The 17,433-nt window shown below is 42.5% G+C and carries 18 protein-coding genes; 14 read left to right on the forward strand and 4 right to left on the reverse strand.

Going from position 1 to position 17,433, the window contains the following annotated elements; genetic code table 11:
* Nucleotides 1-191: 191 nt before the first annotated feature.
* From ACQY3F_RS21470 to ACQY3F_RS21480, 3 genes are read right to left on the reverse strand one after another with little or no spacing between them, the layout of a single operon-like run.
* Nucleotides 192-1,925, reverse strand: a complete 1,734-nt coding sequence (locus tag ACQY3F_RS21470; RefSeq protein WP_428357134.1) for a putative transposase — start codon at nucleotides 1,923-1,925, stop codon at nucleotides 192-194.
* Nucleotides 1,926-1,984: 59 nt separating this feature from the next.
* Nucleotides 1,985-2,368: a hypothetical protein gene (locus ACQY3F_RS21475; RefSeq protein ID WP_428354267.1), complete on the reverse strand. Its 384-nt coding sequence runs from the start codon at nucleotides 2,366-2,368 to the stop codon at nucleotides 1,985-1,987.
* A complete protein-coding gene (locus ACQY3F_RS21480) occupies nucleotides 2,313-2,447 on the reverse strand; it encodes a hypothetical protein (protein ID WP_428354266.1) in 135 nt (44 codons plus the stop codon). Before ACQY3F_RS21480 ends, ACQY3F_RS21475 begins: the two co-directional genes overlap by 56 nt.
* Nucleotides 2,448-2,661: 214 nt before the next feature.
* On the opposite strand from ACQY3F_RS21480, the gene ltrA reads away from it, so the two are divergent.
* Complete coding sequence (gene ltrA / locus ACQY3F_RS21485; RefSeq protein ID WP_428357136.1) at nucleotides 2,662-3,732, forward strand: group II intron reverse transcriptase/maturase; 1,071 nt, start codon at nucleotides 2,662-2,664, stop codon at nucleotides 3,730-3,732.
* A 171-nt stretch (nucleotides 3,733-3,903) separates the two neighbouring features.
* Here ltrA and ACQY3F_RS21490 read toward each other — a convergent pair whose 3' ends face one another.
* Nucleotides 3,904-5,400 (reverse strand): ISNCY family transposase, encoded by a 1,497-nt coding sequence (locus ACQY3F_RS21490; RefSeq protein ID WP_428354718.1) that lies wholly within the window; start codon nucleotides 5,398-5,400, stop codon nucleotides 3,904-3,906.
* A 208-nt stretch (nucleotides 5,401-5,608) separates the two neighbouring features.
* On the opposite strand from ACQY3F_RS21490, the gene ACQY3F_RS21495 reads away from it, so the two are divergent.
* The 13 genes from ACQY3F_RS21495 to ACQY3F_RS21555 all read left to right on the forward strand — a co-directional run bounded on the left by ACQY3F_RS21495 (nucleotide 5,609) and on the right by ACQY3F_RS21555 (nucleotide 17,263).
* Nucleotides 5,609-5,842 carry a group II intron maturase-specific domain-containing protein gene (locus ACQY3F_RS21495; RefSeq protein ID WP_428357778.1) on the forward strand — a complete coding sequence of 78 codons (234 nt, stop codon included), beginning with the start codon at nucleotides 5,609-5,611 and terminating at the stop codon, nucleotides 5,840-5,842.
* Nucleotides 5,843-6,082: 240 nt separating this feature from the next.
* Complete coding sequence (locus ACQY3F_RS21500; protein WP_428357137.1) at nucleotides 6,083-6,571, forward strand: hypothetical protein; 489 nt, start codon at nucleotides 6,083-6,085, stop codon at nucleotides 6,569-6,571.
* Nucleotides 6,549-7,583, forward strand: a complete 1,035-nt coding sequence (locus tag ACQY3F_RS21505) for a transposase (RefSeq protein WP_428357138.1) — start codon at nucleotides 6,549-6,551, stop codon at nucleotides 7,581-7,583. The genes ACQY3F_RS21500 and ACQY3F_RS21505 overlap by 23 nt, the downstream gene beginning before the upstream one ends.
* Nucleotides 7,584-8,078: a hypothetical protein gene (locus ACQY3F_RS21510; protein WP_428357140.1), complete on the forward strand. Its 495-nt coding sequence runs from the start codon at nucleotides 7,584-7,586 to the stop codon at nucleotides 8,076-8,078.
* Between the two features lie 146 nt (nucleotides 8,079-8,224).
* On the forward strand, nucleotides 8,225-8,689 hold the full coding sequence (locus ACQY3F_RS21515) for a hypothetical protein (RefSeq protein ID WP_428353676.1): 465 nt from the start codon (nucleotides 8,225-8,227) through the stop codon (nucleotides 8,687-8,689).
* A gap of 38 nt (nucleotides 8,690-8,727) precedes the next feature.
* Nucleotides 8,728-10,482 (forward strand): putative transposase, encoded by a 1,755-nt coding sequence (locus tag ACQY3F_RS21520; protein ID WP_428357615.1) that lies wholly within the window; start codon nucleotides 8,728-8,730, stop codon nucleotides 10,480-10,482.
* A 745-nt stretch (nucleotides 10,483-11,227) separates the two neighbouring features.
* A complete protein-coding gene (locus ACQY3F_RS21525; protein WP_428357142.1) occupies nucleotides 11,228-11,980 on the forward strand; it encodes a DUF5765 domain-containing protein in 753 nt (250 codons plus the stop codon).
* Between the two features lie 282 nt (nucleotides 11,981-12,262).
* Complete coding sequence (locus ACQY3F_RS21530; RefSeq protein ID WP_428357143.1) at nucleotides 12,263-13,042, forward strand: DUF3450 domain-containing protein; 780 nt, start codon at nucleotides 12,263-12,265, stop codon at nucleotides 13,040-13,042.
* Complete coding sequence (locus tag ACQY3F_RS21535; RefSeq protein WP_428357145.1) at nucleotides 13,039-14,364, forward strand: MotA/TolQ/ExbB proton channel family protein; 1,326 nt, start codon at nucleotides 13,039-13,041, stop codon at nucleotides 14,362-14,364. The genes ACQY3F_RS21530 and ACQY3F_RS21535 overlap by 4 nt, the downstream gene beginning before the upstream one ends.
* Nucleotides 14,364-14,888 carry a MotA/TolQ/ExbB proton channel family protein gene (locus tag ACQY3F_RS21540; RefSeq protein ID WP_428357147.1) on the forward strand — a complete coding sequence of 175 codons (525 nt, stop codon included), beginning with the start codon at nucleotides 14,364-14,366 and terminating at the stop codon, nucleotides 14,886-14,888. Before ACQY3F_RS21535 ends, ACQY3F_RS21540 begins: the two co-directional genes overlap by 1 nt.
* A 109-nt stretch (nucleotides 14,889-14,997) precedes the next feature.
* Nucleotides 14,998-15,411: an ExbD/TolR family protein gene (locus tag ACQY3F_RS21545; RefSeq protein WP_428357149.1), complete on the forward strand. Its 414-nt coding sequence runs from the start codon at nucleotides 14,998-15,000 to the stop codon at nucleotides 15,409-15,411.
* A gap of 68 nt (nucleotides 15,412-15,479) precedes the next feature.
* A complete protein-coding gene (locus ACQY3F_RS21550) occupies nucleotides 15,480-16,037 on the forward strand; it encodes a TonB family protein (protein ID WP_428357150.1) in 558 nt (185 codons plus the stop codon).
* Nucleotides 16,034-17,263, forward strand: a complete 1,230-nt coding sequence (locus ACQY3F_RS21555; protein ID WP_428357152.1) for a tetratricopeptide repeat protein — start codon at nucleotides 16,034-16,036, stop codon at nucleotides 17,261-17,263. The genes ACQY3F_RS21550 and ACQY3F_RS21555 overlap by 4 nt, the downstream gene beginning before the upstream one ends.
* Nucleotides 17,264-17,433: the final 170 nt, after the last annotated feature.

The raw sequence follows: 17,433 nt of genomic DNA on the forward strand, positions 1-17,433 counted from the left end.
TTACTGAGATCGTATAAAAAAATCTATTGATATTTTCCATATTATTATCAATATAATGACAATATATGGAAAATTAACGCACCAACCCATTTTTTATTACGTAAATAGAGAAACTAAAAACAACTAATACTTATTTATATTCAATATAATCAGACATCTTGATTCAGACGAAACTAATTTGAGACCATTTCCTAATTTTTTGCGGATGAAGTCAGCTCATAAATTAAGCGCAGATCGGTTCCTGGATAATTGAGTTCCGTTTGATTAAGTTGTTCAAATAACTTTTCTATTGCTTTATTACTTGCAGGTCGGGAAGTACTATGCACACGTATCCGAAGTTGTTTTTTTACTTTATCGGGTAATATATCTGCTTCTGTCACAAACAGCGTTTGTAATAGTTGCCTTGCCATCGGAAAGTCGATTGTCGGTGAGGTTAGCAGAGCGGCCATTGCTGTTTCTGCCCGATAAGCGATCATGTTGACATTATCTATCAGCCGCTTTTTCCCTGGCAGAAGCTGTTCGAACTTATCTTCGTCTCTCAACTCTTGCCAGGTAATGTGTTTGGGCGTTTGGCTTAGTTTTTCCTTGATGGTTTTTAGTTCATTTTCATAATGCTCTATTTCTTCGAGTAATTCTGCTCGTTTTCTTTCCCATTTCTTGTATTTCACATCTTCCGTTTCATCTTTTTTAATCACCGGATGAAGTTCCATCGCTGCAAATCGAGATAGACGGTAATTGAGTTTGGATTGTATCGAATTACGCTGTCCTTCCTGTTGGCGCCTATCAGGGTTGACCACCTTTTGGGTATCGGATAGTGGCTCTATTCCATACTCCTGTAGCATATCTAGCCCATAGTGGTGCTTCATATATCTAAAAAAGTTATCTTGGCACCACCGGCTAAACATTCGCCCAGAAACAGCCGTCAATTCTAGTTCATAGGCTGTGGTAATAATACTGGTTTGGTGACCAGAATCAGTCAACTTGCGCACTTCTCTCATCCACATCGCCTGTTTTTTGGTTCCAACCAGACTGCCTCGTTCGGCGAGTTTCATGATGACTTTTTCACCACTCGGTAGGGTGATCTCCTGGCCGGAAAAATTGTCCAGTGGCCAATTTTCGGTGGGAAATTTATGATAGGTCATGCAAGCGACACGATGCTTGTTCCACATCTTTCTAAAGAATGCGGGGCTATAGCCTTCTCTATCAAACACCAGGATAAAACGACAGGCTTGTTTGTTTTGCTGTAATGCTTGTGCACTCGGTTGATTCGGAATGTCTTTGAGTAATCGGGGGACGATATCTTCTTCCAGCGTTTTTAGTAAGCCCGGATCCACCGTTTTTTCAACGACAAAGAAGGGACGCCCCGTACCATCATTAACCCAGTAGTCGGTGATACCCCGTAAGCAGAGTTTTTCGCGTGAAACATGCCGTTTGGGAAGTTTAGTCAAGTGTCCATGATAGACACGGACATGACCATCTATGTAGAGTGTTCCTGCTGCCTCTGGTTCATTTTCCATCCATTGTCGACTGAGGTCGGCCGCCCAGCTTTCAACTGATTCTGGATCAGACAGTCCTTTTACTTTGGTTCTTAAACAACGCACTTCGGGAGCCCGATCCAGGCCAAGTAGTTTTCCGAATTCACCCGGTGCATGCTCGCGAAGTTGTTCGGCATTTTTGATGCGACATAGCCCCATAAAGGCGAGTAGCAATAGAATATGAAAGGTTTGATAGTAACCTGTCAGTTTGCCCAGGTGGCGCTCAATGTCATTTAATAAGCCATTGCCAAGTAACGCGGGCAATGCACATAACACACCGCCTTTAGGAACATCTAAACAGGATTCGAATTCGATTGAGGCTCCCTTTTCCTGCTCACCCAAAGCAGCCTGGATTCGCTCTTCTACTCGAGTGCAGGCCGTACCAAGCACATCGGCTGCATTGGCATCTATAATATCACGGGCTGATTTGGTACTGCCATCATTGGGGTCTATTGATGCGGCAGACTTTTTTTTAAACGTCCATCACTGATCGCCTTGCGAAAGGTATCTGCCCGGATGCCTAATTCTTTAGCGGCTTCGTTAGGCGTCATACCTTGATCCAGATATTCCTGAGCTTGCTGCAAAACCTCAAGCGTAAAGAGTGGTCCTCCCTTGCGAGTCGGGCGAGGTTCAAAAAACGAATCAGCCCCTTTTTCTCGTAGTTGCCTTAATGAGCGCATAACACTACTTTTAGAGACACCAAAGGTTGTAATAATATCGATTGAACGACAGGAACCGGTATTGGTGAGTTGAGAGGTGTGAAGTCTAAATAATCTCTTATTGTCCCTGGTGAGAATAGATCGGGATACCGCCGAGGAAATAAAACCACTCATCATTTCGGTTATCAACACTGACCTGACCATTTATAATAGTCGTACCCTGAGGAATTATTGGGAGCATGAGTTGCTGCATTAATTGAATACCTCGTATGATATGAGGGCTTAGTTTAACCTAAATGAGTACCATTTTCATTTCTTTAGCTGAAAATATCAATCATTGGACAATAATTCCCTAACCCTTTAATTATATTGCCTAGTTTAAGTTTTAATGGATTTCTTTCAGGATAGCGAATCAAGATGTCTGAGCCTGCAAAGGCAACTTTACCCAGACATGAAGGACTGGACTAATGAAGCAAACCTCCCTGCAGGGGATAGCAAACAAAGCGACACAGGATATAACTTACCGATTTCGGAATTTATTTGGAATGTTAACCGTTGGTTACTTGTTTTGGTGTTGGGATTTTATCAACCGAAAAGCAAGCGCGGGAGTGGATAGAATTGATGCGCAAGCATACGAAGAAAATCTACTACCGAATATTGAGCAACTGGTAAAGCAAGTCAAAGAAAATACTTATCGGGCTAAGTTGGTTCTTAGAAAATACATTCCCAAAACGAACGGCAAGTTACGTCCACTAGGGATCCCGGTCATCGCGGACAAACTCCTGCAAAGGGGCGTAGCCAAGATACTGGAAGCCATCTACGAGCAGGACTTTCTAAGCTGCAGTTATGGATACCGACCAAGAATTGGAGCACTCAAAGCCGTAAAAGACTTAAGCAGTGAGCTTAATTCAAGAAAGTATCACAGTGTGGTTGAAGCTGATATTAAAAGCTTCTTCACGAACATTAATCATGATCTGCTGTTAGAAATGTTAGCGAAAAGAATAGATGACAAACGCTTCCTGAATCTTATCCGTAAATGGTTAAAAGCTGGGATAATGGAAATAGATGGGCAAGTCACGCATCCAGTGACGGGAACGCCGCAAGGCGGGGTCGTTTCACCGATATTGGCTAACATCTACCTCCATCATGTCATAGATGAATGGTTTGAAGAAACAGTACGGAAACACAGCAGAGGGCAAGTTTATGTTTGCCGTTATGCGGATGATTTCGTCTGTGCCTTTGAAAATTCAAAAGATGCTGAGCGATTTTACAAAGCTTTGGGTCAACGTTTAGAGGGTTTTGGTTTGCAAGTTGCAGAAGACAAGACTCGAATTATTGAGTTTAGTCACTGCAAAGTGCGACTTAAGCCTAAGTTTGACTTTCTAGGCTTTGAGTTTTTCTGGGGTGTTAATAGATGGGGTAAGCCTATCTTGAAACGTCGTACCTCACGAGATAAACTTCAAGCATCTTTAGCGAAGTTTAAAGTCTGGTTCAAGAAATACAGTAGCTTACCGAAGAAGATTCTATTTAGTGCCTGAACGAAAAGTCAGTTTTTTAAAAAAACATCACACCCAATCTACCATAATATTTTCCGATTTGGCTTAGTTGAGATAACAATCCACCCATTATTACGAATTTGCTCAGCACAATGCTATTGTGCCACTTTTCAGACATACTAATCCCTCAGTAAGGCCACTTTCTTTAAAAACTTAAGCGGCTTTCTTTTTTTCTTTGGCCAATCGTTGTCGTTCCATATCTCGTTTAATTGCGCCCACTTTTTGTATGTTCCTTGATAATACAGCCAGTGCGGTATAGCGTTCAAAACCATCAATTCCATGGTCCCGACATTGACTCAATCCATGAACCTGCAATGCATTAATGGCCGACTCAACAGCTGAGTGTTTCTTTTTGGCCTGTTTAAATTGATCGGCATATTCACGTTCCTTGTCCTTGACCGATAATTTCCCTTTTTTCGGCAAAGTCACTTCATCAAGTATCTCTTTCAGCCCACTTTGATTGCTCTTGCTATGAAAGCCTTTGTCAAAACTACACGCATTGAACGCTGGAAATTTCGCTTGTGTCGCTTCAACCATACCTATGGCTATTTTATCATCCGTTTCTTTTTGCATGACCTTATGATGCAGTATGAATCCGTGGTAGTCTTCAACTATACAGACGCGTATACCTAATTCAACGGGAACCCCTGCCTTGCCTTTGCTAATCCATTCGGTATGTGGCTGAAACAGGGAAAATACTTTTTCATCATGAGGGATGGTTTCTCCCTCAATCACGCGTCGTCTGATCTGATCGACTTGTCGATCGCCATGCTGGAGAAAGGTTTGCATCTTAAGCAATAGGACTTCTGGAACCTTATAGGTGCTTATTAATAACGCATAACTTTGAGTGACTCGGTTCAGGTACTTTTGAGCTAAATCAATATAAACCTGATGTGCGTTACAAATCAAATCGGCCTGAGCCCGTTTTTTCTTTTCGTCCTTCGAGGTGGAATGACGCAGCTTTTGAATCCGTCTATATTGTCGTTTGAATTCAGTGAGGTTATGTTTATGCTGCCGCCAATCGGGAAGGTCGTGTTCCTGGCACCAGTAAACACACTGACGGAATAAGACCCTCATCACATCGTAAAGCAAGTTAATGTCGGTTGGAAAGTGAACATCGGTTTTTAAGACAAATGAATCGCAACGCCCCTGAATGGATGCAGTGGACTCTAAATTAAGCAACTGATAACCCGAGCGAATGACTTCAGTATTAATGCGATCCATGATCTCAGGTGTAAATAACTTTAGATTATCTCTTAGGGTTTGTAAGCGATAGTTTTTGTCATCAAAAGTACCGTGCCCTAGCATCATTCTGAGCGTTCGATGTTCGTTGGCGAGTTCCTGGATACGATCGAAGTCAGCACCGAGTGCTACCCGTAAGGTGCCTAATACCAGAATACGCCACTGTTCCATGCCGGGACGACCTTTATTTGATGAGACGGCAGCTGTTTCATCACTGCCTTTTTTGTTCTTGCGCGGGATGACTTCTTGAAGAATTTTGAAAACAGCTTCTTTTAAAGGGCCAGTTGTATAGATGTGTTGCAAGCCCAGCAGGATGAGTGGAATATCATCGCGTGATGTGACATCAATGACGATGTTGGCAATATCGACTTGTCCTATTTCCAGTTGTGATGATATGACATTTCTCATGGTTTTTTTTGCGGCGAAGTTTTGCTAATAGAGGGCTGATATTGAAGGCTCAGTATTTGCTAATGCACTTTTTGGATAACAAGACCTATTTAAAAACAGTGACTTATGTGTTTTGTATGAAAAACACTAAAATGGCGATTTTTAATCTTCAATCGTTTTATTAGCTGTTATTATAGCATAGTTATCTGATTTTAAAGGGAATTTAGTTATTTCCGTTCAAGCACTATTTATGAAACTGAATAGGAAATTACAAGGTTATTATAATTACTACGGTGTTCGAGGAAACTATCAAAGCTTAAACAGTTTTGTTTACCGAGTCTGGCAACTTCTTTACAAATGGCTTAATAGGCGCAGTCAGCGTAGGAGCTATAATGTAAAAGGATTTAAAGGACTGGTAAAAGACTTTGGAATTGCGAAACCAAGGATATGTCATGATTTCTAAGAATAGACGTGTAGCGAAGTGCGAAGCGAGCAGTTCAGAAGAGCCCAGTGCGGTAATTTCGCACGCTGGGATCTGTGAGCAATGTCATTCACTTAAATACAAAAATAACAAAAAAAAATAAAGTGATTAAAACTCATAAGCTTAAGCAACACTTTCCTCAGTTACTTTTTGCCTTAACTATATCCATCTAATCTGCCAACATAAGCATGGATAATTTAATTTTTGCAGGCAGGCAACATAATGACAACAGCTATTACCCAACCCCTTACACTTTCTGCTCGTTATTTTTCTAAAAAAGAACTCGCCTACGTTCAGCAAACCGTTAACACGTTCCCCAATTTAAGCCTGACCGAACTTGCCGAAACGCTATGCGAACATTTGCACTGGGTCACGGCAAAAAAACGCAATAAAATTAATGCCTGCCTAAGCGCCTTAGCTAAGCTGGAAAAATTGGGCTATATCAGCTTACCGGTAAAACGCGTTCAAAAGAAACGCGAATCAAAACCGATCATCTGGACATCACAATCGGTTCCTGGTGTACCTATTGAATGTGAGCTCAGTTCCTTGGGGCCTATAGAATTAGAGGTTGTCACAGATAAGGCGGATGTCGCGCTTTGGAATGAGCTCGTTGATCGGCATCATTACCTGGGTTATCGTCATCCTATCGGTGCGGCCTTAAAATTTAGCCAGTCACGCCTTATCTATCGTGACTCGTCAAATTGCAGATGATTGGGATAAAACGCACGCTTACCGTCCCGTCTTGATTGAAACCTTTGTGGACACCACGCAATACCACGGCACCTGTTATCTCGCTGCTAATTGGTCACATATCGGTGAAACCAGTGGCAAAGACTGGCAAAAGGCGACGGATAATAAAGAGGGCACCATTAAGAAGTTGTTTGTTTTTCCGCTTAATCCACACTTTAGAGCCGTATTGAAAAATGAACCTGTCAGCCAAAAAAAATCGATCATTGATGACGACTTTTTAAACTTATGGGGCAAGGTTGTCAATATCATCTCTGAGGTGGCTCTTGCCTACGATGCCACCTGGCAAAAACGCAAACGGGTGATAGACTCATTATTACTGGTTTTTCTTATTTTTCGCCTGGTTTTTTCAAAAAACACACAGAGCTATGGCACCACCATTACCGAATTCTGGCACAATTGCCATCGGATGAAGTTTCCCTTGCCCCAAAAACAAGCCATTTCAGCCTCATCCTTTACCGAGGCACGTAAAAAACTGAATGAATCCATTTTTATCGAGTTGAACCAGCGCATTATCCAGGCCTGTCCTGAGAAAACATCAGAACGCTGGTTGGGACATCGCCTGTTTGGAGTGGATGGTAGCAAGATCAATCTGCCCCGAGAATTAATCAAAGCAGGTTATGCCACACCACAACAAAACAGCCATTACCCACAAGGCCTGCTCAGTTGCTGCTATCAACTTAAATCAAAAATCCCCTATGATTTTGATCTGGTCAGTCATGGCAATGAACGCAAGTGTGCTTTGGCGCATTTACAAATACTAGAGCCAAATGACGTTTGCGTCTATGATCGCGGTTATTTTTCTTACGCCTCTTTATTCCAGCACATTCAAGCGGACGTACACCCTGTCTTTCGAATGAAGAGACACGCAGGAAAAGCGATTGATGAATTTATCGACAGTGATAAAACAGATGAGATCATTACCCTGATGCCAACAAAAGCGCGCCAGAGAGAGATCAAAAAAGAATTTCCTTAGATGATCTTTGTACCGCTAAAGATACGTCTCATCAAATATGTCATTGATGGCACGAGTTACTGTATTGGCACCACGCTAATGGATAAGCAATACACCATTGATGCGTTGAAATCGGTCTATCATGATCGCTGGGGCATTGAGGAGCTTTATAAAGTGAGCAAAAAGCTAGTTGAGGTTGATGATTTTCATGGACGCAGTGAGCGCACGGTCAAACAAGAACTGTACGCTCACTTTGTGTTAATCACCATGAGCCGACTCTGCGCGAGGGCCTCTGAGCATTTGCTGGCGAGTTTACTGAATCTTCCTATCGATGAAGAATCAGAGACAGAGCAAACGATTCAGGTCAACTTTAAAAATACATTAACGACCGTAGCCCGACATCTTGAGGAGATTTTGTATGCACCCAGTATTTACATCAATCAGGTGATGACTGAGTTGGTTTGTTCAATTTCACGTTACTATCACAAGAACAGACATCTTGATTCGCTATCCTGAAAGAAATCCATTAAAACTTAAACTAGGCAATATAATTAAAGGGTTAGGGAATTATTGTCAAATGATTGATATTTTCAGCTAAAGAAATGAAAACGGTACTCATTTAGGTTAAACTAAGCCCTCATATCATACGAGGTATTCAATTAATGCAGCAACTCATGCTCCCAATAATTCCTCAGGGTACGACTATTATAAATGGTCAGGTCAGTGTTGATAACCGAAATGATGAGTGGTTTTATTTCCTCGGCGGTATCCCGATCTATTCTCACCAGGCTGACAATAAGAGATTATTTAGACTTCACACCTCTCAACTCATCAATACCGGCTCCTGTCGTTCAATCGATATTATTACAACCTTTGGTGTCTCTAAAAGTAGTGTTATGCGCTCATTAAGGCAACTACGAGAAAAAGGGGCTGATTCGTTTTTTGAACCTCGCCCGACTCGCAAGGGAGGACCACTCTTTACGCTTGAGGTTTTGCAGCAAGCTCAGGAATATCTGGATCAAGGTATGACGCCTAACGAAGCCGCTAAAGAATTAGGCATCCGGGCAGATACCTTTCGCAAGGCGATCAGTGATGGACGTTTAAAAAAAAGTCTGCCGTATCAATAGACCCCAATGATGGCAGTACCAAATCAGCCCGTGATATTATTGATGCCAGTGCAGCCGAGTCACTCGGTACGGCCTGCACTCGAGTAGAAGAGCGAATCCAGGCGGCTTTGGGTGAGCAGGAAAAGGGAGCCTCAATCGAATTCGAATCCTGTTTAGATGTTCCTAAAGGCGGTGTGTTATGTGCATTGCCCGCGTTACTTAGCAATGGCTTATTAAATGACATTGAGCACCACCTTGGCAAACTGACAGGTTATTATCAAACCTTTCATATCCTATTGCTACTCGCCTTTATGGGACTATGTCGCATCAAAAATGCCGAACAACTTCGCGAGCATGCACCGGGTGAATTCGGCAAACTACTTGGCCTGGATCGGGTTCCCGAAGTGCGCTGTTTAAGAACCAAAGTAAAAGGACTGTCTGATCCAGAATCAGTTGAAAGCTGGGCGGCCGACCTCAGTCGACAATGGATGGAAAATGAACCAGAGGCAGCAGGAACACTCTACATAGATGGTCATGTCCGTGTCTATCATGGACACTTGACTAAACTTCCCAAACGGCATGTTTCACGCGAAAAACTCTGCTTACGGGGTATCACCGACTACTGGGTTAATGATGGTACGGGGCGTCCCTTCTTTGTCGTTGAAAAAACGGTGGATCCGGGCTTACTAAAAACGCTGGAAGAAGATATCGTCCCCCGATTACTCAAAGACATTCCGAATCAACCGAGTGCACAAGCATTACAGCAAAACAAACAAGCCTGTCGTTTTATCCTGGTGTTTGATAGAGAAGGCTATAGCCCCGCATTCTTTAGAAAGATGTGGGACAAGCATCGTGTCGCTTGCATGACCTATCATAAATTTCCCACCGAAAATTGGCCACTGGACAATTTTTCCAGTCAGGAGATCACCCTACCGAGTGGTGAAAAAGTCATCATGAAACTCGCCGAACGAGGCAGTCTGGTTGGAACCAAAAAACAGGCGATGTGGATGAGAGAAGTGCGCAAGTTGACTGATTCTGGTCACCAAACCAGTATTATTACCACAGCCTATGAACTAGAATTGACGGCTGTTTCTGGGCGAATGTTTAGCCGGTGGTGCCAAGAGAACTTTTTTAGATATATGAAGCACCACTATGGGCTAGATATGCTACAGGAGTATGGAATAGAGCCACTATCCGATACCCAAAAGGTGGTCAACCCTGATAGGCGCCAACAGGAAGGACAGCGTAATTCGATACAATCCAAACTCAATTACCGTCTATCTCGATTTGCAGCGATGGAACTTCATCCGGTGATTAAAAAAGATGAAACGGAAGATGTGAAATACAAGAAATGGGAAAGAAAACGAGCAGAATTACTCGAAGAAATAGAGCATTATGAAAATGAACTAAAAACCATCAAGGAAAAACTAAGCCAAACGCCCAAACACATTACCTGGCAAGAGTTGAGAGACGAAGATAAGTTCGAACAGCTTCTGCCAGGGAAAAAGCGGCTGATAGATACTGTCAACATGATCGCTTATCGGGCAGAAACAGCAATGGCCGCTCTGCTAACCTCACCGACAATCGACTTTCCGATGGCAAGGCAACTATTACAAACGCTGTTTGTGACAGAAGCAGATATATTACCCGATGAAGTAAAAAAACAACTTCGGATACGTGTGCATAGTACTTCCCGACCTGCAAGTAATAAAGCAATAGAAAAGTTATTTGAACAACTCAATCAAACGGAACTCAATTATCCAGGAACCGATCTGCGCTTAATTTATGAGCTGACTTCATCCGCAAAAAATTAGGAAATGGTCTCAAATTAGTTTCGTCTGAATCAAGATGTCTGAAGAAAAGGAAGGGGCGTCATTACGCAAGAGAATCGAAACAGTCAGCACAGCAATGGAATACGCGGAGAAATAGCGCTTGATTTTTTAACATAAGAATGTGGGTTGGGTTGAAGTTTATCTGATTCTTAACCGAATAGGAGTGTTTCTTAAACGAATGACATTGGATCTGTGAGGGGGCAGTTGGGTAACTGGCTGTTCTACCTTGATAAGTCTTTTATCGGGAATCTATGCTTAACCTACGAGATCCCTGCTACAAGCATCCAGGAATGACGGCTACGCACTTAAGACGGGACACCGTAGGCTGGGTTAGATTTTTTTAACGAAGTAAAAAAACGTAACCCAGCAAAGCCCCGTATACCTAAAATACTGGGTTACGTTATCTGCGCTTCGCTAGATAAGCTAACCCAGCCTACATTGCTTTGTCCCGTTTTAAAATGGTAACTGGAATGACGGAGTCTAGCTGAGAGTTATGGGTAATCAAGTATAACTATGCGGGACGAAATGAAAAATTTCAATGCTCATTGTAAAAGCAATTCAGTGAGCATTTAGTTTAATGCGGTCATTATTTTTTTAAACTGCGATTAAACACACAATATTAATGGGTTATATAAGTGAGAGATAATGTATAATTAGCAACTTTTTTATAATAATAATAAAACCTGAGACGAAGATTTCAGGTGGTAACAATCAGAGGAATCTAGGTATGTGTTGGAGTGGAGAAGCATCGGCAGTCTTAGCAGTTGCCGGGCTGGGAACGGCTGCTTATATTGCAGTAAAAGGGGAGTCAAAAGAATTATGGATTCCATTAACTTATTTCGCATTAATGGAGTTGTTACAAGCTGCAACCTACGTCTATATAGATGAATGTAGCTCACCGATGAATCAGATGCTCACGCTATTTGGCTACCTGCATGTTGCCTTTCAGCCATTTTTCGTCAATATGGTGGCGATGTATTTTATCCCCGAGAGTGTTAAATTAAAAATCAGAACGACTGTTTATACCTTATGCGCAGTTGCTGCCGTTGCAATGATTGTTAAGATGTTTCCATTTGCCTGGGCGGGTCTGTGTGTTATTGGTACAGAAGGGTTTTGTGGCGATCAAATTTGCTCTGTTTCAGGTGCCTGGCACATCGCCTGGCAGATGCCTTTAAACGGTATAATGTCTGGCCCAGTATCATGGCTATTTGGTTTTGACTGGGGTTTACATGTGTTTACCTATATTCTGGCTGCATTCGTTATGCCGGTTATCTATGGTTCCTGGCGCTTTGTCGCGTTTCATTATGTCGTCGGCCCGTGGATTTCAGACGTCACCACAGATGACCCTAATGAATATGCGGCTGTCTGGTGTTTATTTTCTATCGTCTTATGCGTCTCGGTCATTAAAACGCCTATCAGAAAATATTTACATGTTAAAACCTGGCCTTTTTATAATCGTACCATCAGCGATTCTTTATAATTCCTTTAAAATAGAGGCTTAGGAGCGAGGATTTAATAATATCCGAAAGTATGACGCAGGATTTTGGCATCACAGTCAAAAGAAACGTCATTCCTGCGTAGGCAGGAACAAGTCAGACTCGGGTATTATTGAATTCTCGCTCCTTAGCATAGCCAGCCCTTCCCAGCCTGGCTATGCACTTGCTTTATCTTGGGAAAAACAAGTGATATAACCCATTGAGTTTTATGCTAGTTGTGGTAAAGTTTTTATAATTTTTCTTAATAGAAGTAAACCCTTATTTATATGCCTTTTTTATCTCCTAAATGTCAGATACTGCTGGCATCCTCAATTTTCAGTCTAAGCTTCGTTACTGTTTCTGCCGATACACTTTCTAAAACAATCCAGACTGAAAATGCAATTCAGAAGAGTGCTGTAAAATCGCAAAAACATATCGATGGTTTAGATGATCAAACTCGCAAAATGTTAGAGAAATACCGCTCTGTTACGCGGCAAACTCGAACTTTATTAACCTATAATGAGCATTTACAGGCCTTACTGGATTCCCAAGAAATCGAGAAAGCCTCGTTTGAGCAACAGCTGACAGAAATCGAAACGACTCAGCAAGAAATCGTTCCACTGATTCTGAATATGCAAGCAAGTCTGGAACAATTTGTACAGCTCGATATTCCCTTTTTACCCGAAGAGCGCAAACAGCGTGTTAGCAGTTTAAAAGCAATGATGACGCGTGCTGATGTGACCAATGCTGAAAAGTTCCGGCGTATTATTGAAGCCTACCAAATAGAAAATGATTATGGCAATACCATAGAGGCTTACCGCGCCAATATTGAATTAGAGGGTAAAATCAGTTCGGTGGACTTTTTACGCCTGGGTCGCGTTGCTCTCTATTATCAGCGTCTTGATGGTAGTGAAACAGGGGTCTGGAATAATGCAGAAAAAAGCTGGAAACCACTATCTAATGAATACCGCAATTCAATCCGCCAGGGATTACGTATGGCGCGTAAAGAAGCTGCCCCGGACTTATTAACCTTACCTATACCCACTGCAAAGGAGGCTAAGCAATGAAATTAGTTATCAGCTTATTGCTTTGCTATTTGGTCTCTACGACTACTTGGGCCGCCTCTAACGATCTGGATCAGCTGCTGCATGATGTAAAACAAAGACAAATGGTTGAGCGCAAGATCAACCATACCCGCGAAGCAGAGTTTCTGGCTGAAAAACAAAATCAGCAACAACTTTTGCAAGCAGCTGAAGCCGCACTCGCCAAACAAAAGCGACTCAGCGGGGAATTAAAAACTCAGCTAGAAAGTAATGAAGAATTACTGGCTAAATTTGAGGCACAATTAAAAGAGCGTAGTGGTGAATTGGGTGAGCTATTTGGTGTTGCCCGCCAGGCGGCTGGTGATTTGACGGCAAATTTAATTAGCTCAATGGTTTCAGCTCAATACCCCGATCGTACTGGGCCATTGATCGAGATGATCGAAAGTAAAGCGCTACCAACCATAGACCAATTGGAAACGCTGTGGTTCACCTTGCAACAGGAAATGACCGAATCAGGGAAAGTGGTACGCTTTAAACATGAAATTCAAGTTCGTGGCAATAGGCAGGAAGCGGATGTGACACGTATCGGTGCATTTAATGCTGTTGCAAACGGGGAGTATTTACATTATTCGCCAGAAACAAATATGCTTACTAGCCTGGCTCGTCAGCCTGCCAGCAGGTATCTCGATTTGATTGATACTTTTAGTCATGCTGATTCCGGATCCGAGCCCCTAGGTATCGATCCAACCCGGGGGGTAATGCTGAGTATGCTGATTCAGACACCGAATTCCATGGAGCGTATTCAACAGGGTGGCGCTGTGGGTTATATTATTCTGGCCTTAGGTGCGCTAGGTTTTCTATATGCCATATTGCGCTTGGTTATTCTGTCTATTACCGGTAAAAAAATGCATCAGCAAATGCATAATGAAACTGTCTCAGATGATAATCCACTGGGCCGTGTACTATTCGCCACTGAACAAAGCTCTTCAGACGATACCGCAACCCTGGAACTGATTCTTGATGAAGCCATTACCCGCGAAGTACCCAGTCTGGAGAAAGGCCTATCAATGATTAAGCTATTCGCCGCTGTTGCTCCTCTACTAGGTTTACTCGGTACAGTCACAGGTATGATCGCAACTTTTCAATCAATTAGTTTATTCGGAACTGGCGACCCTAAACTTATGGCCGATGGTATTTCTCAGGCGTTGGTGACCACTATGCTCGGCTTATGCGTTGCCATTCCATTACTGTTCCTGCACAACTTGCTGGCTTCACGCAGTAAAGCATTAGTGCAAATTTTAGATGAACAAAGTGCCGGCATATTGAGCCGTCGTGCAGGTAAATAATGCCTAGGCAACTCGCATTTTTTGAAGATCTGCGTAATTTCCTCTATTCAGGGGGGGATGTTTTATGGCTAATTTTAATAGTCGCGATCTGTTTATGGTGTCTGATTATCGAGCGGCTATTGTTTTTTAGACAAAATTACCCTGCTCTGAGAGATAGTTGTCTGGAACGTTGGGAGGCGCGCGAGGACAAAAAATCAACCTACGCTATTTTTATACGCCAGGCATTGATTTCTGAAGTTTTTATGCAGATGAACCGTAGTGTTTCCACCATTAAAGTGCTAATTACTTTATGCCCTTTACTGGGTTTGTTAGGTACTGTCACCGGCATGATTCATGTTTTTGATGTGATGGCTGTAACCGGTACAGGTAATGCACGGGCAATGGCCAGCGGTGTATCGCAGGCGACCATTCCAACAATGGCAGGTATGGTGATCGCTATCGCCGGCTTGTATTTTAGTAAGCTGATAGAAGAGCGAGTCAGTGATGAATCACATCACCTCGCTGATTTATTAAAATATCATTAATTAAAACATAATAGTCCCTATAGAGCGGACTTGAGTCCGTCATTCCATTGCACTATTTATATAACTAGCGGACTAAAGTCCGCTCTACAGATAATATAGAAATAAAACTATGCGTCGCAGAGCTAATCGTTCTTCATCAGAACAAAATGCCGATATAGATATGACTCCCATGCTGGATATTGTCTTTATCATGCTTATTTTCTTTATAGTGACGACCTCATTCGTCAAAGAATCCGGGATAGATGTCAATCGTCCCAGCGCCTCAACGGGCGTAAGCAAACCACAGGGAAATATTATTGTCGGCATTAAAGCCAATGGCGATGTGTGGATCGATAAACGCTTGGTCGATTTTCGCGCCGTACGAGCCAATGTCGCGCGTTTACGCCTGGAAAATCCTCTGGGTTCAGTCATTATTGCTGCGGATAAAGACACCAGGACCCAAGCTCTGGTTCAAGTAATAGATCAAATACGTTTAGCTGGCATTATGAACCCTGCCATTGCAACAGAGTCGGAATCAAAGTGATTCGTTTTACACTTGCGCTATTGTCTGGAACTGCCATTGCCCTCGTTTTGTTCTGGGCTATGTACTATATGATTAGCAATAACCAGCAAAGTCTGGATAATACCAGTAACTTGCGCATGACCGAATTCGTAATGAGCAAGCGTGATACTAAAACTCAAAGCAAAGATCGTCTAGTACCTGAAAAACCCAAACCTAAAGAGCGTCCGGTACAGCCCAAACTAAAATTACACAGCGCCCAGGTAAAGCAAACCGAGATACCCGATATGGATATGCCCAATCTGGATATCCCTATCCAGAGCAGTAGCTTTGGTGGTTCGGTATTGACTGGGCTGCAAGTAGGCAAGGGGGAAATCAGCACCAATGTAATTCCACTGGTAAGAATTCCACCTACCTATCCAATGCGCGCTGCTAATCGACGTATTGAAGGCTGGGTAAAAGTTGAATTTACCATTACCAAAGAAGGTACTGTTAAAGATGCGGTCGTCGTTGCTGCTCAACCTAGCTCTATTTTTAATAGTGCGGCTTTAAAAGCAATTAAACGCTGGAAATTTAAGCCACATATTATCGCCGGTGAAGCCTATGAACAGCGGGCAGCGCAAACTTTAAAATTTAACTTATCCCGATGAATAACTTGATAAGGAATAGCCTGACAATAGCTCTGCTCAGCCTCAGTCTATTAAACACAGCACCTACAATTTGTGCCGAACAGAAAAAATCCACAACGGTTTCTCCCTGGGCCTATAAGCAACTTAATAAAGCTGAGAAGTTAATTGCCAAACAGGAATACGCTAAAGCGCGACAGAAACTACAAAAAATTCTGGCCGAGGCCGATAAAAATAGTTATGAACAAGCGATTACCCTGCGCAGCCTGGCATCAGTATATGCGCTGGAAAATAAGTATAAGCCAGCCGCTAGCTATTTAGAGCAGGCTCTGGCAAGCAATGCATTGACCGAAGAGCAACAACAGGAAACCTTGTTCAACCTAGGGCAGCTGTATATGGCAACCGAACAATATCAAAAAGCGGTTGATACCTTAGCTCCCTGGTTAAAAAAACACCCTCAGACAACTGACACGCAGGTTAGAATTCTATTAGCGAATGCCTATGCGCAATTACAGCAATACCGTAAAGCCTTGCCATACATAGAGCATGTTATTAAACATTCCAAAAAACCCAAGGCAAGCTGGTTACAACTGAATCTGGCTTTGTACTATGAGCTGGAAGATTACCCTAAAGCGGCCAGCATTTTACGTCGCTTAATTGCTCTGTTTCCGGATAAAAAGGAATACTGGCAGCAGCTGGCAGCCATTTTTCAGCAATTAAAACAATTTGATAACGCATTAGCGATAAAAAATCTAGCGTATAAAAAGGGCTTCCTCGATTCTGAAGGTGAAATAAAACAGTTATTCAATTTATTTCTTTATAACAACCAACCTTATCAGGCCGCTGCGTTATTAGCCAGGGAGCTAGATGCCAAAAGCGTAAATGCTAACTCGGCAAACTGGGAATTACTTGCTAATGCCTGGACCAGTGCCAGAGAATATAATCAAGCGGTTAAGGCTTTGGAAAAAGCGTCTGCATTACATGCAAAAGGAGAGCTATATCTGCAACTGGGGCGAATCCACATCGAACAAGAACTGTGGCAAGAAGCTATTAACGCGCTAAAAAAAGCACTTAAAAAAGGCGGATTAAAGCGTGCGGGTGAAGCTTATATTTTACTCGGCATTAGCTATTATGAAACAGAGCAAATAACACCTGCAAATAAAGCATTTACGCATGCTCTGAATTACAGTAAAACCAGAAAATCTGCACAACAATGGCTGAAATATATAACCCCGGAGGCTAGTAGTTAGCCTCATCAAGGGAAAGATGATCTCGCTAACTTAAGGGGAACAGCTTTAACTATTCCGTCAGGAGTAAAAAAGCTAAAGCTTTTTTACTCCTGCTGGTTAGTGTAGATTGTTAATTAGTTTTGCTCTAAATAAGATTACAGCGCAAGCTACACCCTATCACTAGAATTGAA

Source organism: Methyloprofundus sp. (assembly GCF_965251085.1).
In the GTDB taxonomy this organism is placed as follows: domain Bacteria; phylum Pseudomonadota; class Gammaproteobacteria; order Methylococcales; family Methylomonadaceae; genus Methyloprofundus.

Excerpts from the sequence above, each read along its gene's own strand:
- ACQY3F_RS21475 (WP_428354267.1), bottom strand. The coding sequence starts at position 2,368 with ATGAGTGGTTTTATTTCCTCGGCGGTATCCCGATCTATTCTCACCAGG.
- ACQY3F_RS21480 (WP_428354266.1), bottom strand. The coding sequence starts at position 2,447 with ATGCAGCAACTCATGCTCCCAATAATTCCTCAGGGTACGACTATTATA.
- ltrA (WP_428357136.1), top strand. The coding sequence starts at position 2,662 with ATGAAGCAAACCTCCCTGCAGGGGATAGCAAACAAAGCGACACAGGAT.
- ACQY3F_RS21490 (WP_428354718.1), bottom strand. The coding sequence starts at position 5,400 with ATGAGAAATGTCATATCATCACAACTGGAAATAGGACAAGTCGATATT.
- ACQY3F_RS21500 (WP_428357137.1), top strand. The coding sequence starts at position 6,083 with ATGACAACAGCTATTACCCAACCCCTTACACTTTCTGCTCGTTATTTT.
- ACQY3F_RS21510 (WP_428357140.1), top strand. The coding sequence starts at position 7,584 with ATGATCTTTGTACCGCTAAAGATACGTCTCATCAAATATGTCATTGAT.
- ACQY3F_RS21515 (WP_428353676.1), top strand. The coding sequence starts at position 8,225 with ATGCAGCAACTCATGCTCCCAATAATTCCTCAGGGTACGACTATTATA.
- ACQY3F_RS21525 (WP_428357142.1), top strand. The coding sequence starts at position 11,228 with ATGTGTTGGAGTGGAGAAGCATCGGCAGTCTTAGCAGTTGCCGGGCTG.
- ACQY3F_RS21530 (WP_428357143.1), top strand. The coding sequence starts at position 12,263 with ATGCCTTTTTTATCTCCTAAATGTCAGATACTGCTGGCATCCTCAATT.
- ACQY3F_RS21535 (WP_428357145.1), top strand. The coding sequence starts at position 13,039 with ATGAAATTAGTTATCAGCTTATTGCTTTGCTATTTGGTCTCTACGACT.
- ACQY3F_RS21540 (WP_428357147.1), top strand. The coding sequence starts at position 14,364 with ATGCCTAGGCAACTCGCATTTTTTGAAGATCTGCGTAATTTCCTCTAT.
- ACQY3F_RS21545 (WP_428357149.1), top strand. The coding sequence starts at position 14,998 with ATGCGTCGCAGAGCTAATCGTTCTTCATCAGAACAAAATGCCGATATA.
- ACQY3F_RS21550 (WP_428357150.1), top strand. The coding sequence starts at position 15,480 with ATGATTAGCAATAACCAGCAAAGTCTGGATAATACCAGTAACTTGCGC.
- ACQY3F_RS21555 (WP_428357152.1), top strand. The coding sequence starts at position 16,034 with ATGAATAACTTGATAAGGAATAGCCTGACAATAGCTCTGCTCAGCCTC.